The organism is Klebsiella sp. BIGb0399, from assembly GCF_003752615.1.
GTDB lineage: Bacteria > Pseudomonadota > Gammaproteobacteria > Enterobacterales > Enterobacteriaceae > Klebsiella > Klebsiella lignicola.
This window is the reverse complement of sequence record NZ_RKHT01000010.1, coordinates 1-20,938: the sequence shown is the minus strand read 5'-3', so window position 1 is coordinate 20,938 and position 20,938 is coordinate 1. Positions and strand designations below refer to the sequence as shown.

Sequence of the window (20,938 nt, the reverse complement as noted above, 5' to 3'; positions counted from 1 at the left end):
CGATCAAATGTGCAAAACAAACCACCGCCTCATCCTAATGAAATGGTGGAAAATTTCTTTGTAGTCGGCCTGTGATGGGGTTATATCAGATCAAGAGAGCAAGAATGTCGTTTGCACAAATGTGCAGGAGCCCAAAGATGGCGATCGAAAACAGCGATGATATCCGCTTAATAGTAAAAGTTGCCCAACTCTATTACGAGCAGGACATGACCCAGGCGCAGATTGCCCGCGAGCTGGGGATTTACCGCACCACCATCAGCCGCCTGCTGAAGCGTGGTCGCGAGCAGGGTATTGTCACCATCGCCATCAACTACGACTACAACGAAAACCTGTGGTTAGAGCAGCAGCTGAAGCAGAAATTCGGTCTTAAAGAAGCCGTGGTAGCCTCATGCAGCTCGTTACAGGAAGAGGACCAGCTCAGCACCATCGGCCAGCACGGCGCACAGCTGGTGGATCGCCTGCTTGAACCCGGCGATATCATCGGTTTTTCCTGGGGACGAGCGGTACGGGCGCTGGTGGAAACCTTGCCTCAGGCAAGCCAGTCGCGGCAGGTTATCTGCGTGCCGATCATCGGCGGCCCTTCGGGAAAACTGGAAAGCCAGTACCATGTGAACACGCTGACCTATGGCGCCGCCGCCCGGCTGAAAGCCGAATCGCACCTGGCTGACTTCCCGGCGCTGCTGGAGAACACCCTGATCCGCAACGGCATTATGCAGTCTCAGCACTTTAAAACGATTTCATCCTACTGGGAGAACCTCGACGTGGCCCTGGTCGGGATTGGTTCCCCGGCGATCCGCGATGGCGCCAACTGGCACGCCTTTTACGGCAGCGAAGAGAGCGATGACCTTAACGCGCGCCAGGTCGCCGGCGATATTTGTTCGCGCTTTTACGATATCAACGGCAACGCCGTTGAGACCACGATGAATGAAAAAACGTTATCCATCGATATTGCCCGATTAAAACAGGTACGTTATTCCGTAGGTATTGCCATCGGAGAAGAAAAATACACGGGTATTATTGGTGCATTACGCGGTGGCTATATTAACTGTCTGGTGACTAATCGAGAAACTGCAGAGCAATTACTGAAATAAAAAGCCGTTTTCTGTTAACGCAGCTGACGCTGCGTGGGTTCCCTTTACCTGAAAAATGAGATGACTATTATGCAAACCTGGCTAAATCTGAAAGATAAAATCATTATTGTGACCGGTGGCGCCTCAGGCATTGGCCTGGCGATCGTTGAAGAATTATTAAATCTCGGCGCCAATGTCCAGATGACCGATATTCACGGCGGTGACAAATATCAAAACAGCGATCGTTACACATTCTGGCCAACGGATATTTCCAGCGCCAGCGAAGTCAACCACAGCGTCGCGCAAATTATCCAGCAATACGGACGCATCGATGGTCTGGTGAATAATGCCGGGGTGAACTTCCCGCGCCTGCTGGTCGATGAAAAAGCGCCGGAAGGCCGCTATGAGTTAAACGAAAGCGCCTTTGAGAAAATGGTCAACATCAACCAGAAAGGGGTCTTTCTGATGTCGCAGGCGGTGGCGCGGCAGATGGTGAAGCAGCGTGAAGGCGTGATTGTTAACGTCTCTTCGGAAAGCGGGCTGGAAGGCTCGGAGGGCCAGAGCTGTTATGCCGCGACCAAAGCGGCGCTGAATAGCTTCACCCGTTCATGGTCCAAAGAGCTGGGCAAACACGGCATCCGCGTGGTCGGCGTGGCGCCGGGGATCCTTGAAAAGACCGGGCTGCGCACGCCGGAGTACGAAGAAGCGCTGGCCTGGACGCGCAACATCACCGTCGAGCAACTGCGGGCGGGCTACAGCAAGAATGCGATTCCCATTGGCCGCTCCGGTCGTCTGAGCGAGGTTGCCGACTACGTCTGCTATCTGCTGTCAGAGCGGGCAAGCTATATCACCGGAGTAACCACTAACATTGCTGGCGGAAAAACCCGCGGTTAAGGAGTCGAAATGGTGAATGTTATTTTCTGCGCACATGGTCAGCTGGCCGGCGCCATGCTCGATTCGGTCCGTATGGTCTATGGCGACGTTGAGGTCAGCGCCGTGGAATTTGTCCCGGGAGAAAACGCCGGGGATATCGCCGCAAAGCTGGAAAAGTTAGTGAGCACTCACAACGATAGCGAGTGGCTGATTGCCGTTGATTTGCAGTGCGGCAGCCCGTGGAATGCCGCCGCCGGACTGGCAATGAGCAACCCGCGACTGCGGGTCATCAGCGGCCTTTCGTTACCGCTGGCGCTGGAACTGGTGGATAACCAGCACAGCATGAGCGCAGAAGCATTATGCGACCACCTGACCGCCATCGCCAGCCAGTGCTGCGTGGTCTGGCGGCAGCCGGAAACCACTCCGGAAACCATTGAGGAGGATTTTTGATGAATATTACGCTCGCCCGCATCGATGACCGCCTGATCCACGGTCAGGTGACCACCGTCTGGTCTAAAGTGGCTAACGCCCAGCGCATTATTATCTGCAACGACGAGGTGTATAACGATGAAGTGCGGCGCACTTTACTGCGCCAGGCCGCCCCGCCGGGAATGAAGGTCAACGTCGTGAACCTGGAAAAGGCGGTCGCCGTCTATCACAACCCGCAATATCAAAACGAGACCGTTTTTTATCTCTTTACCAATCCGCAGGATGCATTAACGATGGTCAGGCAAGGCGTGAATATTGCCACCCTGAATATTGGCGGAATGGCCTGGCGGCCGGGTAAAACACAATTAACCAAAGCGGTATCATTAGACCAAAGTGATATTACTGCGTTTCGTGAACTGGATAAACTGGGCGTTAAACTGGATTTACGCGTGGTGGCATCGGATCCATCCGTCAATATTCTCGACAAAATAACTGAGCAGTCCATTACAGAATAAAAAAGCGCCTGTATTAATACCATCGTTCGCACGATGCCATATTAATGCCGTAACAGGCAGGGATTAATATACCCGCAAGGTGACATATAATGGAAATTAGTACCCTACAAATAATCGCCATATTTATTTTTTCCTGTATTGCCGGCATGGGCAGCGTACTGGATGAATTCCAGACTCACCGCCCGTTAATTGCCTGTACCGTTATCGGGTTAATTCTCGGTGATTTAAAAACCGGGATTATGCTCGGCGGCACGCTGGAGCTGATCGCCCTCGGCTGGATGAACGTCGGCGCCGCACAATCGCCGGACTCCGCGCTGGCCAGCATTATCTCCGCCATTCTGGTTATCGTCGGTCATCAAAGCATTGCCACCGGTATCGCCATCGCGCTGCCGGTTGCGGCGGCAGGCCAGGTATTAACCGTTTTCGCCCGCACCATCACCGTCGTCTTTCAGCATGCGGCGGACAAAGCGGCAGAAGAAGCCCGCTTTCGCACCATTGATATGTTGCACGTCTCGGCGCTGGGCGTACAGGCGCTGCGCGTCGCTATCCCGGCGCTGGTGGTCTCGATGTTTGTCAGCGCCGACATGGTCAGCAACATGCTTAACGCCATCCCGGAATTTGTCACCCGCGGTCTGCAAATCGCCGGCGGTTTTATTGTGGTGGTGGGCTACGCCATGGTCCTGCGCATGATGGGCGTGAAGTATCTGATGCCTTTCTTTTTCCTCGGTTTCCTGGCGGGAGGTTACCTCAACTTCAGCCTGCTGGCCTTTGGCGGCGTGGGGGTCATCATCGCGCTGATTTACATCCAGCTGAACCCGCAATGGCGCAAGGCCGAGCCGCAACAGGCTGCCACCTCTTCCACCGCCCTTGACCAACTTGACGATTGATGGAGCCCACAATGGAACCGAAAAAACTGACACAAGGCGACCTGGTGAGCATATTTCTGCGCTCCAACCTGCAGCAGGCCTCCTTCAACTTCGAACGTATTCATGGCCTCGGGTTCTGCTACGACATGATCCCGGCGATCAAACGCCTGTATCCGCTAAAAGAGGATCAGGTGGCGGCGCTGAAACGTCATCTGGTGTTCTTCAACACCACTCCCGCCGTCTGTGGCCCGGTGCTGGGCGTGACGGCGGCCATGGAGGAAGCACGCGCCAACGGGGCGGCCATCGACGATGGGGCCATTAACGGCATCAAAGTTGGCCTGATGGGGCCGCTGGCCGGGGTCGGCGATCCGCTGGTCTGGGGGACGCTACGCCCGATTACCGCGGCGCTCGGCGCATCGCTGGCGCTCTCCGGCAACCTGCTGGGACCTTTGCTGTTCTTCTTTATTTTCAACGCAGTACGCCTGGCTATGAAATGGTATGGCCTGCAACTGGGCTTCCGTAAAGGGGTCAATATCGTCAGCGATATGGGCGGTAACCTGCTGCAAAAACTGACCGAAGGGGCGTCGATTCTGGGCCTGTTCGTCATGGGGGTGCTGGTCACGAAATGGACCACCATCAACGTGCCGTTGGTGGTATCGAAAACGCCGGGCGCCGACGGCACCACCGTCACCATGACCGTGCAGAACATCCTCGATCAGCTCTGCCCTGGCCTGCTGGCGCTGGGTCTGACGCTGCTGATGGTGCGCCTGCTCAACAAAAAAGTGAATCCGGTATGGCTGATCTTCGCCCTGTTCGGGCTGGGAATTGTCGGCAACGCGCTGGGCTTCTTGTCCTGATTTTTCTGCCCCGGCCACGCCGGGGCCACTGTGCTAACTATGAGGTGGTTTATGCAAACAACAGCTCTTCGACTGTACGGCAAGCGCGACCTGCGCCTGGAAACCTTCGAACTCCCGGCCATGCAGGACGACGAAATCCTCGCCCGGGTGGTAACCGACAGCCTGTGCCTTTCTTCCTGGAAAGAGGCCAATCAGGGGGAAAACCATAAGAAAGTCCCGGACGATGTGGCGGTCAATCCCATCATCATCGGTCATGAGTTCTGCGGCGAAATTCTCGCGGTCGGTAAAAAATGGCAGCACAAGTTTCAGGCCGGTCAGCGCTACGTGATTCAGGCCAACCTGCAGCTGCCGGATCGCCCCGATTGCCCCGGCTACTCTTTCCCGTGGATCGGTGGTGAAGCCACGCACGTGGTGATCCCTGACGAGGTGATGACGCAAGATTGCCTGCTCACCTGGGAGGGCGATAGCTGGTTTGAAGGCTCGCTGGTCGAGCCGCTCTCCTGCGTGATCGGCGCGTTCAATGCCAACTATCATCTGCAGGAAGGCACCTATAACCACACCATGGGGATCCGGCCGCAGGGGCGCACGCTGATCCTCGGCGGTACCGGTCCAATGGGGCTGCTGGCGATCGACTATGCACTGCACGGGCCGGTGAACCCGTCGCTGCTGGTGGTGACCGATACCAATAAGCCGAAGCTGAGCTATGCCCGCCAGCACTATCCGTCGGAGCCGCAAACGCTGATCCACTACCTTGACGGCCACGATGCCGGGCGTGAGACGCTGATGGCGCTGACCGGCGGCCATGGCTTTGACGATATTTTCGTGTTCGTGCCCAACGAGCAGCTGATTACCATGGCCTCTTCGCTGCTGGCCCCTGACGGCTGCCTGAACTTCTTTGCCGGTCCGCAGGATAAGCAGTTCAGCGCGCCGATCAACTTTTACGATGTGCACTACGCCTTCACCCATTATGTCGGCACCTCCGGCGGGAATACCGATGATATGCGGGCCGCCGTCGCCCTGATGCAGGCGAAAAAAGTCCAGGCCGCCAAAGTGGTGACCCATATTCTTGGGCTTAATGCAGCGGGTGATACGACCCTCGATTTACCCGCCGTCGGCGGCGGTAAAAAGCTGGTGTACACCGAAAAATCGCTGCCTCTGACGCCCCTTGGCCAGATTGCCGATCCGCAACTGGCGGCCATTATGGAGCGCCACCATGGGATCTGGTCTGCGGAAGCGGAACAGTACCTGTTAGCCCACGCACCGGACATTGCTCATGATTAATCGTGATACCCAACTCTGTATGTCGCTGGCCGGTCGCCCGGGTAATTTCGGCACGCGCTTTCACAACTATCTGTATCAAAAACTGGGTCTGAACTATCTCTACAAGACCTTTACGACGCAGGATATTGCCGCCGCGGTGGCCGGCGTGCGGGCGCTGGGCATTCGCGGCTGCGCGGTATCGATGCCGTTTAAAGAGAGCTGCATGCCCTTTCTCGACGCCATCGATCCTTCCGCCGCGGTCATTGATTCGGTGAACACCATCGTCAACGACAACGGCAGGCTGACCGGCCTTAATACCGACTATATTGCGGTGAAAAGCCTGATCGACAGCCACCAGCTGGATAACGCCGCCGCCGTGATGATTCAGGGCAGCGGCGGCATGGGGAAAGCGGTGATCGCCGCCTTCCGCGATGCCGGTTTTCGCAACGTGGTGATCGCCGCTCGCAACCGTGACAACGGCCTGGCGCTCGCCAGACAGTACGGTTTTCAGTGGCAGCCCCAACCGGAAGGGATCGCCACCGATATCCTGGTCAACGTCACGCCGCTCGGCATGGCGGGCGGGGCGCACAGCGACGCCCTGGCGTTCAGCCGGACGATGGTCGCCCAGGCCAGCGTGGTGTTTGATGTGGTGGCCCTGCCCGTAGAAACGCCGCTGATTCGCCTGGCGCAGCAGCTGGATAAACACATCATCAGCGGAGCGGAAGTGATCGCACTGCAGGCGGTGGAGCAGTTTGCGCTGTATACCGGCGTGCGCCCGGATGCTGACCTCGTCAGAGAAGCCGCGGCATTCGCCCGGGCGGAGTAACAACGCGACGCGCCAGGGAGGGCGCAATTCCTGTCGCGACCTTGCAACATCGTGAGCCATATCAGCGAGCGAACGGGCAAGCGGTGGTAGGATCCGCAGCCAATGCTATCACCTGGCTACATGGAGAAAAGATGGAACTGCTGTTATTAAGTAACTCGTCGCTACCTGGTAAAGCATGGCTGGAACACGCGCTGCCCGTGATTAGCGGCCAGCTCAATGGACGCCGTTCGGCGGTGTTTATCCCCTTCGCCGGGGTGACGCAAACCTGGGATGACTATACGGCCAAAACCGCCGCGGTACTCGCCCCGCTCGGTATCAAAGTCACCGGCATTCATAGCGTCGCCGACCCGGTGGCCGCCATCAACGCTGCCGAACTGGTGATTGTCGGCGGCGGCAATACCTTTCAGCTGCTGAAGGAGTGCCGTGAACGCGGGCTTCTGGCCCCTATTGTTGATGTGGTGACGCGCGGCGCGCTGTATATCGGCTGGAGCGCCGGCGCGAATCTCGCCTGTCCGACCATCCGCACCACCAACGATATGCCGATCGTTGACCCGCAAGGTTTTGCTGCGCTGGGGCTGTTCCCGCTGCAAATTAACCCGCACTTTACCAATGCGCTGCCGGAAGGCCATAAAGGTGAAACCCGTGAACAGCGGATCCGTGAGCTGCTGGTCGTGGCGCCGGAGCTGACGGTGATCGGCTTGCCGGAAGGCAACTGGATTCAGGTGACGCAAGGACACGCCACCCTCGGCGGCCCGAACCCTACGCTGGTGTTCAGGGCCGGTGAAGAGGCGGTGACGCTCGAGGCAGGTCACCGCTTTTAAGACCGGTTCCCGGCTGGCGTATGCACGTCAGCCGGGCTACAGGCCCGCCGCTAACCCGGGCTTAATACTCATCCCGCTCATCGTCTTCATCCGGCTGTTCCATCACGCTATACGCCACGGAACAGAACAACGAGTTCAGACGTTTCATATCGCCCAGTAAGCCCAAATGCAGCGAACTGGTCTCAATGCTCTGCACGTTCTGCTGGTGCAGACGATCGACGTGCGCATGCGAGTAACGGCGGTTGAGGATCCGGAAACGGTGCTTGTTGCGGCGCAGACGGCGGGCGCTCGGCACGTCGCTGGAGAAAAAGACCGACATCGCCAGCTGTAAGTTGCTGAGCAGCTGATCGTACAGGCCGTCCAGCTCTTTCAGCCCTTCGACGGAAAAAGCGCGCCGCGCCGCCAGAGATTTATCGGCGATTTCGCTGCCCATGCGTTCGACGATATCGGAGGCCTGCTCGAGGTTCAGCGCCATTTCGATGATTTCCGCCCAGCGCCGGGATTCCTCTTCCGCCAGCTCATCTTTCGGCATCCGCGCCAGATACAGCTTGATCGCGGTATAGAGCACGTTGATGTCATCAGCCAGACGACGCAGCTCTTTCTCCTCTCGCGGTTCACCGTGCATCACCTTGTGCAACCCCTCCAGCATCTGCTCCATGGCATCACCAATACGCAGGGTCTCACGCGCGGCATTGGCTAACGCCAGCGTCGGCGTATCCAGCGCCGAGGTATCCAGGTGCTTCGGTTTAAGATGCGGGTCAAGCTCAGGGTCTTCGTGGATCAGGCGCTTACACAGCCGGGCCATCGGTTCAGCAAACGGTACCATCGCCACGCAGCGGATCAGGTTGTAGAAGACGTGGAAGTAGATAACCAGCTCCGCTTCCGGCAGCGGCATCCGGTGCATCACATCGGCCAGCACATGGACAAACGGCAGGATAATCAGGCTGCCCACCAGCTTAAACAACAGGCTACCGAGCGCCACGCGCCGCGCGGAGGCATTGGCGGCGCTGTTGTTGATCATCGCCAGAATCCCCGAACCGAGGTTGGCGCCAATCACCAGACACAGCGCCACCGGGAACGAAATCACGCCGGTTGAGGTCAGGGTAGCCGTTAACAGCACCGCCGCCAGGCTGGAGTAACTGATAATGGCAAACATCGCGCCGATCAGCGCATCCAGCATGATATCGCCGGTCAATGAGGCGAAAATCACCTGTACGCCGTTGGCCTGCGTAATGGGGTGAACCGCCTGCACGATCAGTTCCAGCGCTAATAAAATCAGCCCCAGACCGATACCCACTCGCCCGAGCTGCCCGGCGCGGGTTTGTTTGCGGCCAAGAAAGAAAATCACCCCGATAAAAATCAGCAGCGGTGACAGCCAGGAGAGGTCGAAGGTCAGCACCCTCGCCATCAGCGCGGTACCGACATCGGCCCCGAGGACAATCACCAGCGCCGGCGTCAGCGCCACCAGATCCTGGGCCACGAACGAGGTCACCAGCATAGTGGTGGCGTTACTGCTCTGTACCAGCGCCGTGACGCCAATACCCGCACAGAAGGCGAGCGGCTTTTTCTCGACGCTGCTACTCAGCACGGAGCGCAGGCGCGCACCAAATACGCGCATCACGCCGGTACGAACGATATGCGTCCCCCAAACCAGTAGGGCGACGGCAGACAGCAGGTGCAGCAGAGTTAACACGGATTCTTATTCTCCTTACTTACCCGACGGATAAATACCGCTAGCCCGCCAGGAATTCCCCCGGCAGTACTCAACCGGGCTATATCGTCCAGAACGCTTACCGTTGATGACGGCAGGTGCTGAACCAATACCCAGTATAAGGGTTTAGCAGCAATAAAGAGACAGGGCGCGATTGACGCGCCCTGTAAGTTGTAAGGTGAGATGACAGATTTGTGACCGGCCGCGATCTAGTCCGCGTCGTACCCGAGGTTTGGCGCCAGCCAGCGCTCAACTTCGGCCGGGGTCATCCCTTTACGCCGGGCATAATCCTCCACCTGATCGCGCTGAATTTGCGCCACCGCATAGTACTTGCTGTCCGGATGACTGAAATACCAGCCGGAAACCGAGGCACCTGGCCACATGGCAAATGACTCGGTAAGCTTCATGCCGGTCTGGGCTTCAACATCCAGCAGTTCCCAGATAACGGCTTTTTCGGTGTGTTCCGGGCAGGCCGGATAACCCGGTGCCGGGCGAATCCCCTGGTAGTTTTCGCGGATCAGCTCCTCATTGCTGAGGTTCTCATTCGCCGCATAGCCCCAGTAGACTTTACGCACCCGCTCATGCAGATATTCCGCAAAGGCTTCCGCCAGACGGTCGGCAATGGCTTTCACCATGATCTTGTTGTAATCATCGTGCTGCGCATCAAACGCTTCCGCCAGCGCGTCTTCTTCCAGCCCGCCGGTGACCGCAAAGGCGCCGATGTAGTCCGCTTTACCGCTCAGTTTCGGGGCGACAAAGTCGGCGAGGCAGTAGTTGGCAAAGCCCACTTTTTCCGTCTGCTGACGCAGATGGTGGCTGACCGTCAGGACGTGGGTGCGGGTTTCATCGCGATAGATTTCGATATCGTCGCCCACGCGGTTGGCCGGGAATAGTCCCACTACGCCACGCGGGTTAAGCTGCTTCCCGGCGCTCAGCATATCCAGCATCTCGTTGGCATCGTTGAACAGCCGCTGCGCCTCTTCGCCCACCACGTCATCTTCAAGGATGCGCGGATATTTCCCGGCCAGCGACCAGGTCATAAAGAACGGCGTCCAGTCGATGTAGTTACGCAGGGTTTCGATGCTGGCTTCTACGCTCTGCACGCCCAGACGGTGAACCACCGGCGGCGTATAGTTTTCCCAGTCAAAGGCCAGATCGTTATCCCGGGCAACAGCCAGCGTCACCGGCGGCGTGCGCGGTTTTTTACGGGCGTGTTGAATACGCACGGTGTCGTATTCTTTACGGGTGCGCGCGACGAACTCATCGTGTTGGGTCTCCGAGAGCAGCGAAGCCACCACCCCCACGGTGCGCGAGGCGTTCTGCACGTACACCGTCGGGCCGCTGTAGTTCTGCTCGATTTTGACCGCCGTATGCGCTTTCGAGGTCGTGGCGCCACCAATCAGCAGTGGAATGGTAAAGCCCTGGCGTTCCATCTCTTTCGCCACGTTGACCATTTCATCCAGCGACGGGGTAATCAGCCCCGAGAGGCCAATCAGGTCGGCATTCACTTCGCGGGCGGTTTTGAGGATTTTATCCGCCGGCACCATCACGCCAAGATCGATAATTTCGTAGTTATTACACTGCAGCACCACGCCAACGATATTTTTACCGATGTCATGGACGTCGCCTTTGACGGTGGCAATCACCATCTTGCCGTTGCTGGAGCCTTTTTCCTTGCTGGCTTCGATATACGGCTCCAGATAGGCGACCGCCTGTTTCATGACGCGGGCCGATTTCACCACCTGCGGCAGGAACATTTTGCCCTCGCCGAACAGGTCGCCGACCACGTTCATGCCGTCCATCAGCGGGCCTTCAATCACCTCAATCGGGCGAGCAGACTGCTGACGCGCCTCTTCGGTGTCCAGTTCGATAAACTCGGTAATCCCTTTCACCAGCGAGTATTCAAGGCGCTTTTTCACGTCCCAGCTGCGCCATTCCGCCTGTTGGGCGTTGGCAGAGTCATCGGTTTTACTGCCGCGGTATTTTTCCGCCAGCTCCAGCAGGCGATCGGTGCCCTCGGCGTGACGATTGAGGATCACGTCTTCTACGGCATCGCGCAGCTCGGCCGGGAGATCGTCATAAATCGCCAGCTGCCCGGCGTTAACAATCCCCATATCCATGCCGTTGCGAATGGCGTAGTAGAGGAACACCGCGTGAATCGCTTCGCGCACCGGATCGTTGCCACGGAATGAGAACGAGACGTTAGAGACGCCGCCAGAAATCAGCGCGTGCGGCAGCTCGCGTTTAATGTCTTCGCAGGCACCGATAAAGTCCTGGGCGTAGTTGTTGTGCTCTTCAATACCGGTGGCGACGGCGAAGATATTGGGGTCAAAAATAATATCTTCCGGTGGGAAGCCCACCTCTTTGGTCAGAATGTTGTACGCCCGGCGGCAAATTTCAATTTTGCGCGCGCGGGTGTCGGCCTGGCCGACTTCGTCAAAGGCCATTACCACGACGGCTGCGCCGTAGCGACGGACCTTTTTCGCATGCGCGACGAAGGCCTCAACCCCCTCTTTCATCGAGATAGAGTTGACGATGCCTTTCCCCTGAATACACTTCAGGCCCTTTTCGATGACGTCCCATTTCGAGGAGTCGATCATAATCGGCACCCGGGCAATATCAGGCTCGCCGGCAATCAGGTTGAGGAAACGCACCATCGCCGCTTCGGCGTCGAGCATCCCCTCATCCATGTTGATATCGATAATCTGCGCGCCGCTTTCCACCTGCTGGCGGGCAACGTCCAGCGCTTCGTTATATTTTTCTTCTTTAATCAGGCGTTTGAACTTGGCAGAACCGGTGACGTTGGTACGTTCGCCGACGTTCACAAACAGGCTGTCATCGCCGATATTGAGCGGTTCCAGGCCTGCCAGGCGACAGGCTACCGGGATCTCCGGCAGCGCGCGCGGCGCCAGGCCCGTCACGGCGCGTGACATGGCGGCGATATGCTCCGGCGTGGTGCCGCAGCAGCCGCCGACGATGTTCAGGAAGCCCGCTTCCGCCCATTCGCGGATCTGGGCCGCCATGGTGTCGGCGTCGAGATCGTATTCCCCAAAGGCGTTTGGCAGCCCGGCGTTCGGGTGCGCGGTAACGTAGCATTCGGCAATGCGCGACAGTTCCTGCACATACTGGCGCAGTTCGTCCGGCCCCAGCGCGCAGTTCAGACCAAAGGTCAGCGCGTCGGCGTGCCGCAGCGAGTTATAAAAAGCTTCGGTGGTTTGCCCGGAGAGCGTACGCCCGGAGGCATCGGTGATGGTGCCGGAGATCATAATGGGCAGATCCACCCCCAGCGCCTCGAACTCTTCTTTCACCGCAAAGATCGCCGCTTTGGCGTTCAGGGTATCGAACACCGTCTCAATCATGATCAGGTCCACGCCGCCTTCCACCAGCGCTTTGGTGGATTCACGGTATGCTTCTACCAGCCCATCAAAGGTGATATTGCGGTAGGCCGGGTCGTTAACGTCCGGGGAGATGGAGGCGGTGCGGTTGGTCGGGCCGAGGACACCAGCGACGTAACGCGGTTTTTCCGGCGTCCGGGCCGTCCACGCATCGGCGCTGGCGCGCGCCAGCTGTGCTGCGGCAAAGTTGATTTCCGCCGACAGGGATTCCATCTGGTAATCCGCCATCGCGATAGTGGTCGAGTTAAAGGTGTTGGTTTCAATGATATCCGCCCCGGCCTCAAAGTAGGCGTCGTGGATATCGGTAATCACCTCCGGCTTGCTGAGTACCAGCAGGTCGTTATTGCCTTTCAGGTCGCAGGGCCAGTCGGCAAAGCGTGCGCCACGGAAATCTTCTTCACTCAGACGATAGCCCTGGATCATGGTGCCCATGCCGCCATCCAGAACCAAAATACGTTTTTTTAACTGCTGATGCAGTTGTTCAACTTTGCTGCTCACACTCGCTCCCGACAACGCTCACCCAGGCCAAAAGGCCAACAAACCATACTGGCATAAACCACCAATGTGGAAAAGAGAGCGACGGGCAATATGAGACATGTTCAGCTTCACTCATCCGATCAGTCTGGTTGTGATTGCAAATTGCGCAAATAAAATGAAAACTATTTCCACGATACAGAAAAAAGGATTCAGCGATGGCTACTCCCGTTCCCGCTAAGCGCGGCAGAAAACCCGCGACGCCCGCCGCCCCACAGGCTGGCGGCCAGGTTCAATCGCTTACTCGCGGATTAAAACTCCTCGAGTGGATTGCTGAATCACACAGCAGCGTCGCATTGACCGAGCTGGCCCAGCAGGCCGGTCTGCCCAACTCCACGACCCATCGCCTGTTGACGACCATGCAGCAGCTGGGCTTCGTGCGCCAGGTCGGTGACCTGGGCCACTGGTCGGTGGGCGCGCATGCCTTTATCGTCGGCAGCAGCTTTCTGCAAAGCCGCAACCTGCTGGCGATCGTCCACCCGATTCTGCGCCAGCTGATGGAAGATTCCGGTGAAACGGTCAACCTGGCCGTCCTGGATCAAAGCGACCACCAGGCGATTATTATCGACCAGGTTCAGTGTACGCAGCTGATGCGAATGTCCGCGCCGATTGGCGGAAAGCTACCGATGCACGCCTCCGGGGCGGGGAAAGCGTTTTTGTCCCAGCTCAGCGAAGAGCAGGTCACCGGCCTGCTACACCGCAAAGGCCTGCACGCCTATACCCACGCGACGCTGGTTTCGCCGGTCCATCTGAAAGAGGATCTGGCCCAGACGCGCAAGCGCGGCTATTCGTTTGATGATGAAGAGCATGCCCTCGGTTTACGCTGCGTCGCCTCCTGTATTTATGACGAACACCGGGAGCCGTTTGCCGCCATCTCTATCTCCGGCCCGATTTCCCGTATGACTGACGATCGGGTCACCGAACTGGGTGCGCTGGTGATTAAAGCGGCCAAAGAGGTGACGCTGGCATATGGTGGGGTTCGCTAACATGAACGATCTGAAATCCCTCTGGCAACAGCGGTATCCCGATGCATTTTGCTGGTCATTCGGCGACTCCCCCGCGCTGGCCGATGAGCTGGTGGCTCTGGTTATCGCCGGGAAAAAACGCGGCACCTGCGGCTCTCTTGCCAGCTATCGTCAGGAGAACCCGCCCGTCACCCCTGGCGCCTACCACATTGTGCTCAACGGAGCCGGCGAACCGGCCTGCGTCATCCGTACTCTGGTCCTCCGAATCATTCGCTTTAATGAGATGACGGCGGAGCTCGCCGCGCGGGAAGGTGAAGGCGATTTGAGTCTGGCCTACTGGCAGCAGGGCCATCAGGCGTTCTTCGAGCGTGAAGGGACCTGGTCACCGGAGATGGAGCTGATTTATGAAGAGTTCGCGCTGATCGAGGTTGCCGACGTGCGCTTGTCCTGAGCCGCGAACCCGCGGCTTCCGATAACGTTTTTATCCCGCCTGCTGCATCGCGCCGTAGCGCACGCAAAAGCGCTGACGGCGGCGATAGGCATAGACATCTTCCACATGGCCGTTGCGAATGCGCGTCTGCAGCGCCCGCCAGTAATCCGCCCGCAGCAGGTCGGCGTGCATTTCTTCCAGCAACGGTCCGATACGCGGGTCCGCGCACAGCCAGTGGCGAAACTCTTCCGGAAAAACATCCCCGGCAGAAACGCTGTACCACGGTTCGCTCGCCAGCTCGTCTTCCGGGTAGCGCGGCGGCGGTATTTCGCGGAAATTCACCTCGGTCATGTAGCAAATTTCATCGTAATCGTAAAACACCACCCGCCCATGGCGGGTCACGCCGAAGTTTTTAAACAGCATATCGCCGGGAAAAATATTCGCCGCGGCAAGCTGGCGGATCGCGTTGCCATACTCCTCCACCGCATCGCGCAGCGCCTGGCCGCTCACCTGCTCCAGCCAGATGTTCAGCGGCACCATGCGGCGTTCAATATAGAGATGGCTGATGGCAATCCGGTCGCCAAGATCGGTGATTTTCGCCCCGGCTTCGGCCTGCAATAACGCCATCAGCGCTGGAGCAATTTGCCGTTTTTCCAGCACGAAGTTTTCAAACTCCTGGGTGTCGGCCATACGTCCGACGCGGTCATGCTCTTTCACCAACTGATAGCAGGCGCGCACGTGGGCGGCGGTCATCTCCTTTTGCGGCGCAAAGCGGTCTTTAATGACTTTAAAAACCCGATCGAAGCCCGGCAGGGTAAACACCAGCATCACCATCCCACGGATCCCCGGCGCCTCAATAAACTGCTCATTGCTGCGGCCGATGTAGTAGAGATATTCCCGATAGCTTTCGGTCTTCGCATGCTTCTGGCAGCCAATGGCCATATACAGCTCAGCGGTCGTTTTACCGGGCAGAATATCGCGCAGCCACTCGACCAGCGCTCCGGGTAGCGGGGCGTAGACCATGAAATAGGAGCGGGCGAAGCCAAAGACAATACTGGCTTCGGCATGGGTAGTCAGACAGGTATCAATAAACAGTTCACCTTCATCGCTGCGATGGACAGGCAACAAAAAGGGCAAGGTTGCGACCGGGGTGATCAGCTTCCCAACCAGCCAGGCCGCTTTATTACGATAAAAAAGCTCGTTCGCCACCTGCAGATGGCTGCGGGAGAGCATCTCACTGCCCAGCGCCTCCTGCAAAGACGCGCTAATGTAGCCGATGTCGCGCGCCTTGTTTTGCCACGGTAAACGCAGAGGCAGGTCGGTGAGAACTTTGTTGAGCAGCGTCTCCCAGCCGCGATCGGGGAAAAAGCTTTTTGCCAGCGGACGGGGAAGCGCCTGACCGCTGCGCGCAGGCTGAGAACTGAAAATAAACAACCGCTCGGGAGTCAGCGAGCGGTGGTCGAACAGTCGACAATGGACAGAATTAAAAAAGCTTTCGGCAATTTCAAAACGCGGGTAGTCCGGCAGCAAACGGGTGTACTGCTCTTTCACCCGCAGCAAAAAATCCACATCGGTGCTTTTGCCTTCGGTGATACAGCGCAGCTGCTCCACCACCAGGCCAACGTGATGATCATAAAGGTGAATACGTTGCTTCATGGCCTGCTGAACCGCATGCCAGTCAGCATCCTCAAAGCGCTGCTGCGCGCCAGAAGTGACTTCCAGGAAACGCCCATACTGCGCGTCAAAACCTTGCAAAATCGTCTGTGCAATCAGTAATTCCAGGCCACGCGTCATAGCTTTCCCCCTCACCCCAAACCCTCTCCCCCACAGGGAGAGGGGGAACACGATCAGAACTGCTCTTCTTCCGTGGAACCGGTCAGCGCCGTGACGGAGGAAGCCCCGCCCTGGATGATGGTCGTGACCTTATCGAAGTAGCCGGTCCCCACCTCCTGCTGGTGAGAAACGAAGGTGTAGCCTTGCGAAGCGGCAGCAAATTCAGGCTGCTGCACCTTCTCGACGTAGTGCTTCATCCCCTCACCCTGCGCGTAGGCATGGGCCAGGTCGAACATGTTGAACCACATGCTGTGGATGCCCGCCAGCGTGATGAACTGGTATTTGTAACCCATGTCGGACAGCGCCTGCTGGAAACGGGCGATGGTGCTGTCATCCAGATTTTTCTTCCAGTTGAACGACGGCGAGCAGTTATAGGCCAGCAATTTGCCTGGGAAGCGGGCGTGAATGGCCTCGGCAAAGCGACGAGCCTGCTCAAGGTCCGGTTTCGAGGTTTCACACCACACCAGATCGGCATAGGGCGCGTAGGCCAGCCCACGGCTGATCGCCTGCTCAATGCCGGCATGTGTCCGGAAAAAGCCTTCGCTGGTGCGATCGCCGGTGACAAACTCACGATCGTACGGATCGCAGTCGGAGGTGATCAAATCGGCGGCATCGGCATCCGTTCGGGCGATCACCAGCGTAGGGACGCCCATGACATCCGCCGCCAGGCGTGCCGCGACCAGCTTCTGGATCGCCTCCTGGGTCGGTACCAGCACTTTCCCGCCCATGTGCCCGCACTTTTTCACCGACGCCAGCTGATCTTCGAAGTGAACGGCCGCTGCACCGGCTTCAATCATCGATTTCATCAGCTCAAAAGCGTTCAGTACGCCGCCAAATCCCGCTTCGGCATCGGCAACGATCGGCAGGAAGTAATCGGTATAGCGCGGATCACCCGGTTCAATACCGGTCGACCACTGGATCTGATCCGCGCGACGGAAGGTATTGTTGATCCGATCGACCACCGCCGGGACGGAGTTAGCCGGGTACAGTGATTGATCCGGGTACATGCTGGAGGCAAGGTTGGCATCCGCCGCCACCTGCCAGCCGGAGAGGTAAATCGCCTCGATGCCGGCCTTCGCCTGCTGCAACGCCTGCCCGCCGGTTAACGCACCGAGGCTGTTGATGTACCCTTTTTTCGCTTCGCCATGCAGCAGTCGCCACATTTTGGCCGCGCCCAACTGCGCCAGCGTGCATTCCGGATTGACGGAACCGCGCAATTTCACAACATCCTCAGCGCTATAGGGGCGGGTAATGCCTTCCCAACGCGGTTGTGTCCATTCTTTGTTTAATGCTTCGATTTGTTGGGTACGGGTTTTCATGTGCAGATGCTCCATTATTTTATTCCTGGCTTCCCAGGCTTTATCGGTGAAGGCAGTGTGGCCACGGACAAACACATTCAGCTGATGCTTATGCCAGCAGGCGGTAGCCCGGCAGCGTCAGGAAGTCGATTAGCTCATCAGAGGTGGTGATCTGTTCCATCAGGCGCGCGGCATCATCGAAGCGCCCGCTGCTGTAGCGGTGTTCGCCCAGCTCCTCCTGAATGACCATCAGCTCTTCAGCCAGCCACTGGCGGAACAGGGCTTTGGTGACCGGCGTGCCGTCGCTGAGGGTTTTCTGGTGGTGGATCCATTGCCAGATGGAGGTTCGCGAGATTTCGGCGGTCGCCGCATCTTCCATCAGACCGTAAATCGGTACGCAGCCATTACCGGAGATCCAGGCTTCGATGTACTGCACCGCAACACGGATATTGGCGCGCATCCCCACTTCGGTGCGCTCGCCCTCACAGGGCGCCAGCAGTTGTTCAGCATCGATCGGCGCATCCTCTTCCCGGCTGACGGACAGCTGGTTGGGACGTTCACCCAGAACGCGATTGAAAACCGCCATCGCCGTATCCGCCAGCCCTGGGTGCGCGATCCAGGTACCGTCGTGGCCATTGTTGGCTTCCAGTTCTTTATCGGCGGTCACTTTGCCGAGCACCTGGCGGTTACGGTCGGCATCTTTGCTGGGGATGAATGCCGCCATGCCGCCCATCGCAAACGCACCACGCCGGTGGCAGGTTTTAATCAGCAAACGTGAATAAGCGCTGAGGAAAGGCTTATCCATGGTGACCACCTGGCGATCTGGTAATACGCGGTCACCATGGTTTTTTAACGTTTTGATGTAGCTGAAAATGTAATCCCAACGGCCACAGTTCAGACCGACGATGTGCTCCCGCAGCGCATGCAGGATTTCATCCATCTGGAATACTGCCGGCAGCGTTTCGATTAACAGCGTGGCCTTGATGGTGCCGCGCGGCAGACTGAACCGGTCTTCAGTGAAGCTAAAGACTTCACTCCACCATGCCGCTTCCTGCCAGGCCTGGGTTTTCGGCAGATAGAAGTAAGGGCCGCTACCTTTCGCCAGCAGGTTCTGGTGGTTGTGGAAAAAATAGAGGGCGAAATCAAACAGGCTGCCGGGGATCGACTCACCGCGCCATGTCACATGTTTTTCAGGCAGATGCAGGCCACGTACGCGGCACACCAGCACCGCCGGGTCGGGCTTGAGCTGATAAATTTTACCGGCTTCGTTGGTGTAGCTGATGGTACCGTTCACCGCATCGCGCAGGTTAATCTGCCCATCAATCACTTTGTTCCAGTCCGGCGCCAGTGAATCTTCGAAGTCCGCCATAAAGACTTTTACGTTGGCATTGAGGGCGTTAATCACCATTTTGCGCTCAACGGGACCGGTGATTTCCACCCGGCGATCCTGCAAATCAGCGGGAATACCGCGGATCGTCCAGTTACCATTTCTAATGGAAGCCGTTTCCGAAATAAAATCAGGCAGCGTTCCGTTATCAATCGCCTGCTGTTGCTGCAGGCGTGCCGCCAGCAGTTTATTGCGCTCAGGCGTAAAGCGGCTCACCAGTTCCGTCAGAAATTCTACCGCCTCAGGCGTTAAAATCTGCGTTTCCTGCTCGCCATATGGCCGGCTAAAGGCCAGTTCATCAGTCATTGTCGCCTGTTGCGTCATGGTGTAGCTCCTGTTGGTTGATCCCGCTGGCGCGAGTGAACGATCGTTGTCTGCTTTTCGCTCAACACAACTAAGACTACTCAATAAAATTCCAAAATCAAAAACAATTTCCATTTTTAATTTAATATCATCACAACATATTGATAACATTAAGATTAAAGTTAATTACAATCTTGAAGTGAATTTCGGAAACAAAAAAGGCACCCGAAGGTGCCAGAGGCAAAATGCTGAAACGCTTAAGGATCGCGTTGTCTGGATGATTAGTCTAAAGTCGGATTCATATTCCGCAGATCGTATGGAGTGATCTGGTAAACGTAATAGTTAAGCCAGTTCGCAAACAGCAGATTTCCATGACTGCGCCAGGTGGCGCGCGGTTTGTTTTGCGGATCGTTTTGTGGGAAATAGTTGTCGGGAATTTGCGGGCTCAGACCGGCTTCAACATCGCGGAAAAATTCGCTGGCCAGGGTATTGGCATCGTATTCAGGGTGTCCGGTCACGAAGGCAATGCGTTTGTCTTTGCTGGCAAACAGGTAGGCATCGCCCTCTTCCGTTTCGGCCAGGATCTCTAAATCGGTGTAGTCACGAATCAATGCCGCCGGGAAATCAGCGTAGCGTGAGTGCGGCGCCAGGAAAGAGTCATCAAAACCACGCGTCAGTAAGGCGTGAGGATGCAGGATATGGTGCTCGTAGACGCCGGAAATTTTTTCAGAACGGGTTTGTTTAGGGATGCCATACAGAATATTGAGCGCGGCCTGTACCGCCCAACAGACAAAAAGCGTGGAGGTGACGTGATCTTTCGCCCACTCCAGCACCTGTTTGATCTGCGGCCAGTAGGCCACGTCATTAAATTCAACCAGCCCTAACGGGGCACCGGTGACGATCAGTCCATCAAAGTTCTGGTCGCAGATGTCGTCGAAGTTACAGTAGAAATTATTGAGGTGCTCGGTCGGCGTATTGCGGGATTCGCGCGCGTCAATACGCAGCAGCTGGATATCAAGCTGCAGCGGAGAGTTCGAGAGCAGACGCAGAAACTGGTTCTCGGTCTCGATTTTTTTCGGCATCAGGTTAAGGATTAGCACCTTCAGCGGACGAATTTCCTGAGTGGTCGCACGCGAAGCCGTCATCACAAAGACGTTCTCATCACGCAAGAAATTGACGGCTGGTAGCTCGTCCTGCACCCGAATTGGCATAACTTTATTACCTCATAGCATACGTATAAACGTTTAGACATCCAGACAGCTAACAATAACCAGGAATAAGGAGAATGTCGAGTCTGCAAGTAGAAGGTGAAAAAGTTTCAACCACGTCCGGGATAGAATACAGCGCTTAATCTCAAGGAAACATAGCGAATGTGATGATTCAGCGTTTAAGGAGCAATGCTGGCGAATAATTGATTGATCAGAGAGAGGTTTTGCTGCGGCAATGTATCAGTATAACGGGGAATAAAACGCAGAAAAAACAAAAGGCCCAGTCTTTCGACTGAGCCCTTTGCTTTATTTGATGCCTGGCAGTTCCCTACTCTCACATGGGGAGACCCCACACTA

The 20,938-nt window shown here is 57.0% G+C and carries 17 protein-coding genes; 11 read left to right on the top strand and 6 right to left on the bottom strand.

Annotated elements, in window-relative coordinates; genetic code table 11:
• Positions 1–137 precede the first annotated feature (137 nt).
• The 9 genes from EDF82_RS22535 to pepE all read left to right on the top strand — a co-directional run bounded on the left by EDF82_RS22535 (position 138) and on the right by pepE (position 7,517).
• The gene (locus EDF82_RS22535) at positions 138–1,091 is read left to right on the top strand and encodes a sugar-binding transcriptional regulator (RefSeq protein WP_154145171.1); all 954 of its coding nucleotides are present in this window, start codon (positions 138–140) and stop codon (positions 1,089–1,091) included.
• Between the two features lie 69 nt (positions 1,092–1,160).
• Positions 1,161–1,964, top strand: a complete 804-nt coding sequence (locus EDF82_RS22530; protein ID WP_123757967.1) for an SDR family oxidoreductase — start codon at positions 1,161–1,163, stop codon at positions 1,962–1,964.
• Between the two features lie 9 nt (positions 1,965–1,973).
• Positions 1,974–2,393: a mannose/fructose/sorbose PTS transporter subunit IIA gene (locus EDF82_RS22525; RefSeq protein WP_123757721.1), complete on the top strand. Its 420-nt coding sequence runs from the start codon at positions 1,974–1,976 to the stop codon at positions 2,391–2,393.
• Positions 2,393–2,887, top strand: coding sequence for a mannose/fructose/sorbose PTS transporter subunit IIB (locus EDF82_RS22520; RefSeq protein WP_123757720.1), 495 nt, complete (start codon positions 2,393–2,395; stop codon positions 2,885–2,887). Before EDF82_RS22525 ends, EDF82_RS22520 begins: the two co-directional genes overlap by 1 nt.
• 89 nt (positions 2,888–2,976) lie before the next feature.
• Entirely contained in the window at positions 2,977–3,774 is a 798-nt protein-coding gene (locus EDF82_RS22515) for a PTS mannose/fructose/sorbose transporter subunit IIC (protein WP_123757719.1), read from the top strand.
• Between the two features lie 11 nt (positions 3,775–3,785).
• Positions 3,786–4,610: a PTS system mannose/fructose/sorbose family transporter subunit IID gene (locus EDF82_RS22510; RefSeq protein ID WP_123757718.1), complete on the top strand. Its 825-nt coding sequence runs from the start codon at positions 3,786–3,788 to the stop codon at positions 4,608–4,610.
• Between the two features lie 51 nt (positions 4,611–4,661).
• The gene (gene sorE / locus EDF82_RS22505) at positions 4,662–5,891 is read left to right on the top strand and encodes an L-sorbose 1-phosphate reductase (RefSeq protein ID WP_123757717.1); all 1,230 of its coding nucleotides are present in this window, start codon (positions 4,662–4,664) and stop codon (positions 5,889–5,891) included.
• Positions 5,884–6,696, top strand: a complete 813-nt coding sequence (locus EDF82_RS22500; RefSeq protein ID WP_123757716.1) for a shikimate 5-dehydrogenase — start codon at positions 5,884–5,886, stop codon at positions 6,694–6,696. The genes sorE and EDF82_RS22500 overlap by 8 nt, the downstream gene beginning before the upstream one ends.
• A gap of 131 nt (positions 6,697–6,827) precedes the next feature.
• Positions 6,828–7,517 (top strand): dipeptidase PepE, encoded by a 690-nt coding sequence (pepE, locus tag EDF82_RS22495; RefSeq protein ID WP_123757715.1) that lies wholly within the window; start codon positions 6,828–6,830, stop codon positions 7,515–7,517.
• Between the two features lie 61 nt (positions 7,518–7,578).
• On the opposite strand, the gene EDF82_RS22490 is transcribed toward pepE, so the two are convergent.
• Both EDF82_RS22490 and metH read right to left on the bottom strand, forming a co-directional pair.
• Positions 7,579–9,210: a Na/Pi cotransporter family protein gene (locus tag EDF82_RS22490; RefSeq protein ID WP_123757714.1), complete on the bottom strand. Its 1,632-nt coding sequence runs from the start codon at positions 9,208–9,210 to the stop codon at positions 7,579–7,581.
• A 227-nt stretch (positions 9,211–9,437) separates the two neighbouring features.
• Positions 9,438–13,121, bottom strand: coding sequence for a methionine synthase (gene metH / locus EDF82_RS22485; protein WP_123757713.1), 3,684 nt, complete (start codon positions 13,119–13,121; stop codon positions 9,438–9,440).
• A gap of 194 nt (positions 13,122–13,315) precedes the next feature.
• On the opposite strand from metH, the gene iclR reads away from it, so the two are divergent.
• Positions 13,316–14,143: a glyoxylate bypass operon transcriptional repressor IclR gene (gene iclR, locus EDF82_RS22480; protein ID WP_123757712.1), complete on the top strand. Its 828-nt coding sequence runs from the start codon at positions 13,316–13,318 to the stop codon at positions 14,141–14,143.
• A gap of 10 nt (positions 14,144–14,153) precedes the next feature.
• Complete coding sequence (locus EDF82_RS22475) at positions 14,154–14,573, top strand: ASCH domain-containing protein (RefSeq protein WP_123757966.1); 420 nt, start codon at positions 14,154–14,156, stop codon at positions 14,571–14,573.
• Positions 14,574–14,603: 30 nt separating this feature from the next.
• Here EDF82_RS22475 and aceK read toward each other — a convergent pair whose 3' ends face one another.
• The 4 genes from aceK to metA form a co-directional block, all read right to left on the bottom strand.
• The gene (aceK, locus tag EDF82_RS22470) at positions 14,604–16,346 is read right to left on the bottom strand and encodes a bifunctional isocitrate dehydrogenase kinase/phosphatase (protein ID WP_123757711.1); all 1,743 of its coding nucleotides are present in this window, start codon (positions 16,344–16,346) and stop codon (positions 14,604–14,606) included.
• A 53-nt stretch (positions 16,347–16,399) separates the two neighbouring features.
• Positions 16,400–17,704 carry an isocitrate lyase gene (gene aceA / locus EDF82_RS22465; protein WP_123757965.1) on the bottom strand — a complete coding sequence of 435 codons (1,305 nt, stop codon included), beginning with the start codon at positions 17,702–17,704 and terminating at the stop codon, positions 16,400–16,402.
• An 88-nt stretch (positions 17,705–17,792) separates the two neighbouring features.
• Positions 17,793–19,394: a malate synthase A gene (gene aceB, locus EDF82_RS22460; protein ID WP_123757710.1), complete on the bottom strand. Its 1,602-nt coding sequence runs from the start codon at positions 19,392–19,394 to the stop codon at positions 17,793–17,795.
• Between the two features lie 260 nt (positions 19,395–19,654).
• Positions 19,655–20,584: a homoserine O-succinyltransferase gene (gene metA / locus EDF82_RS22455; RefSeq protein ID WP_123757709.1), complete on the bottom strand. Its 930-nt coding sequence runs from the start codon at positions 20,582–20,584 to the stop codon at positions 19,655–19,657.
• Positions 20,585–20,938: the final 354 nt, after the last annotated feature.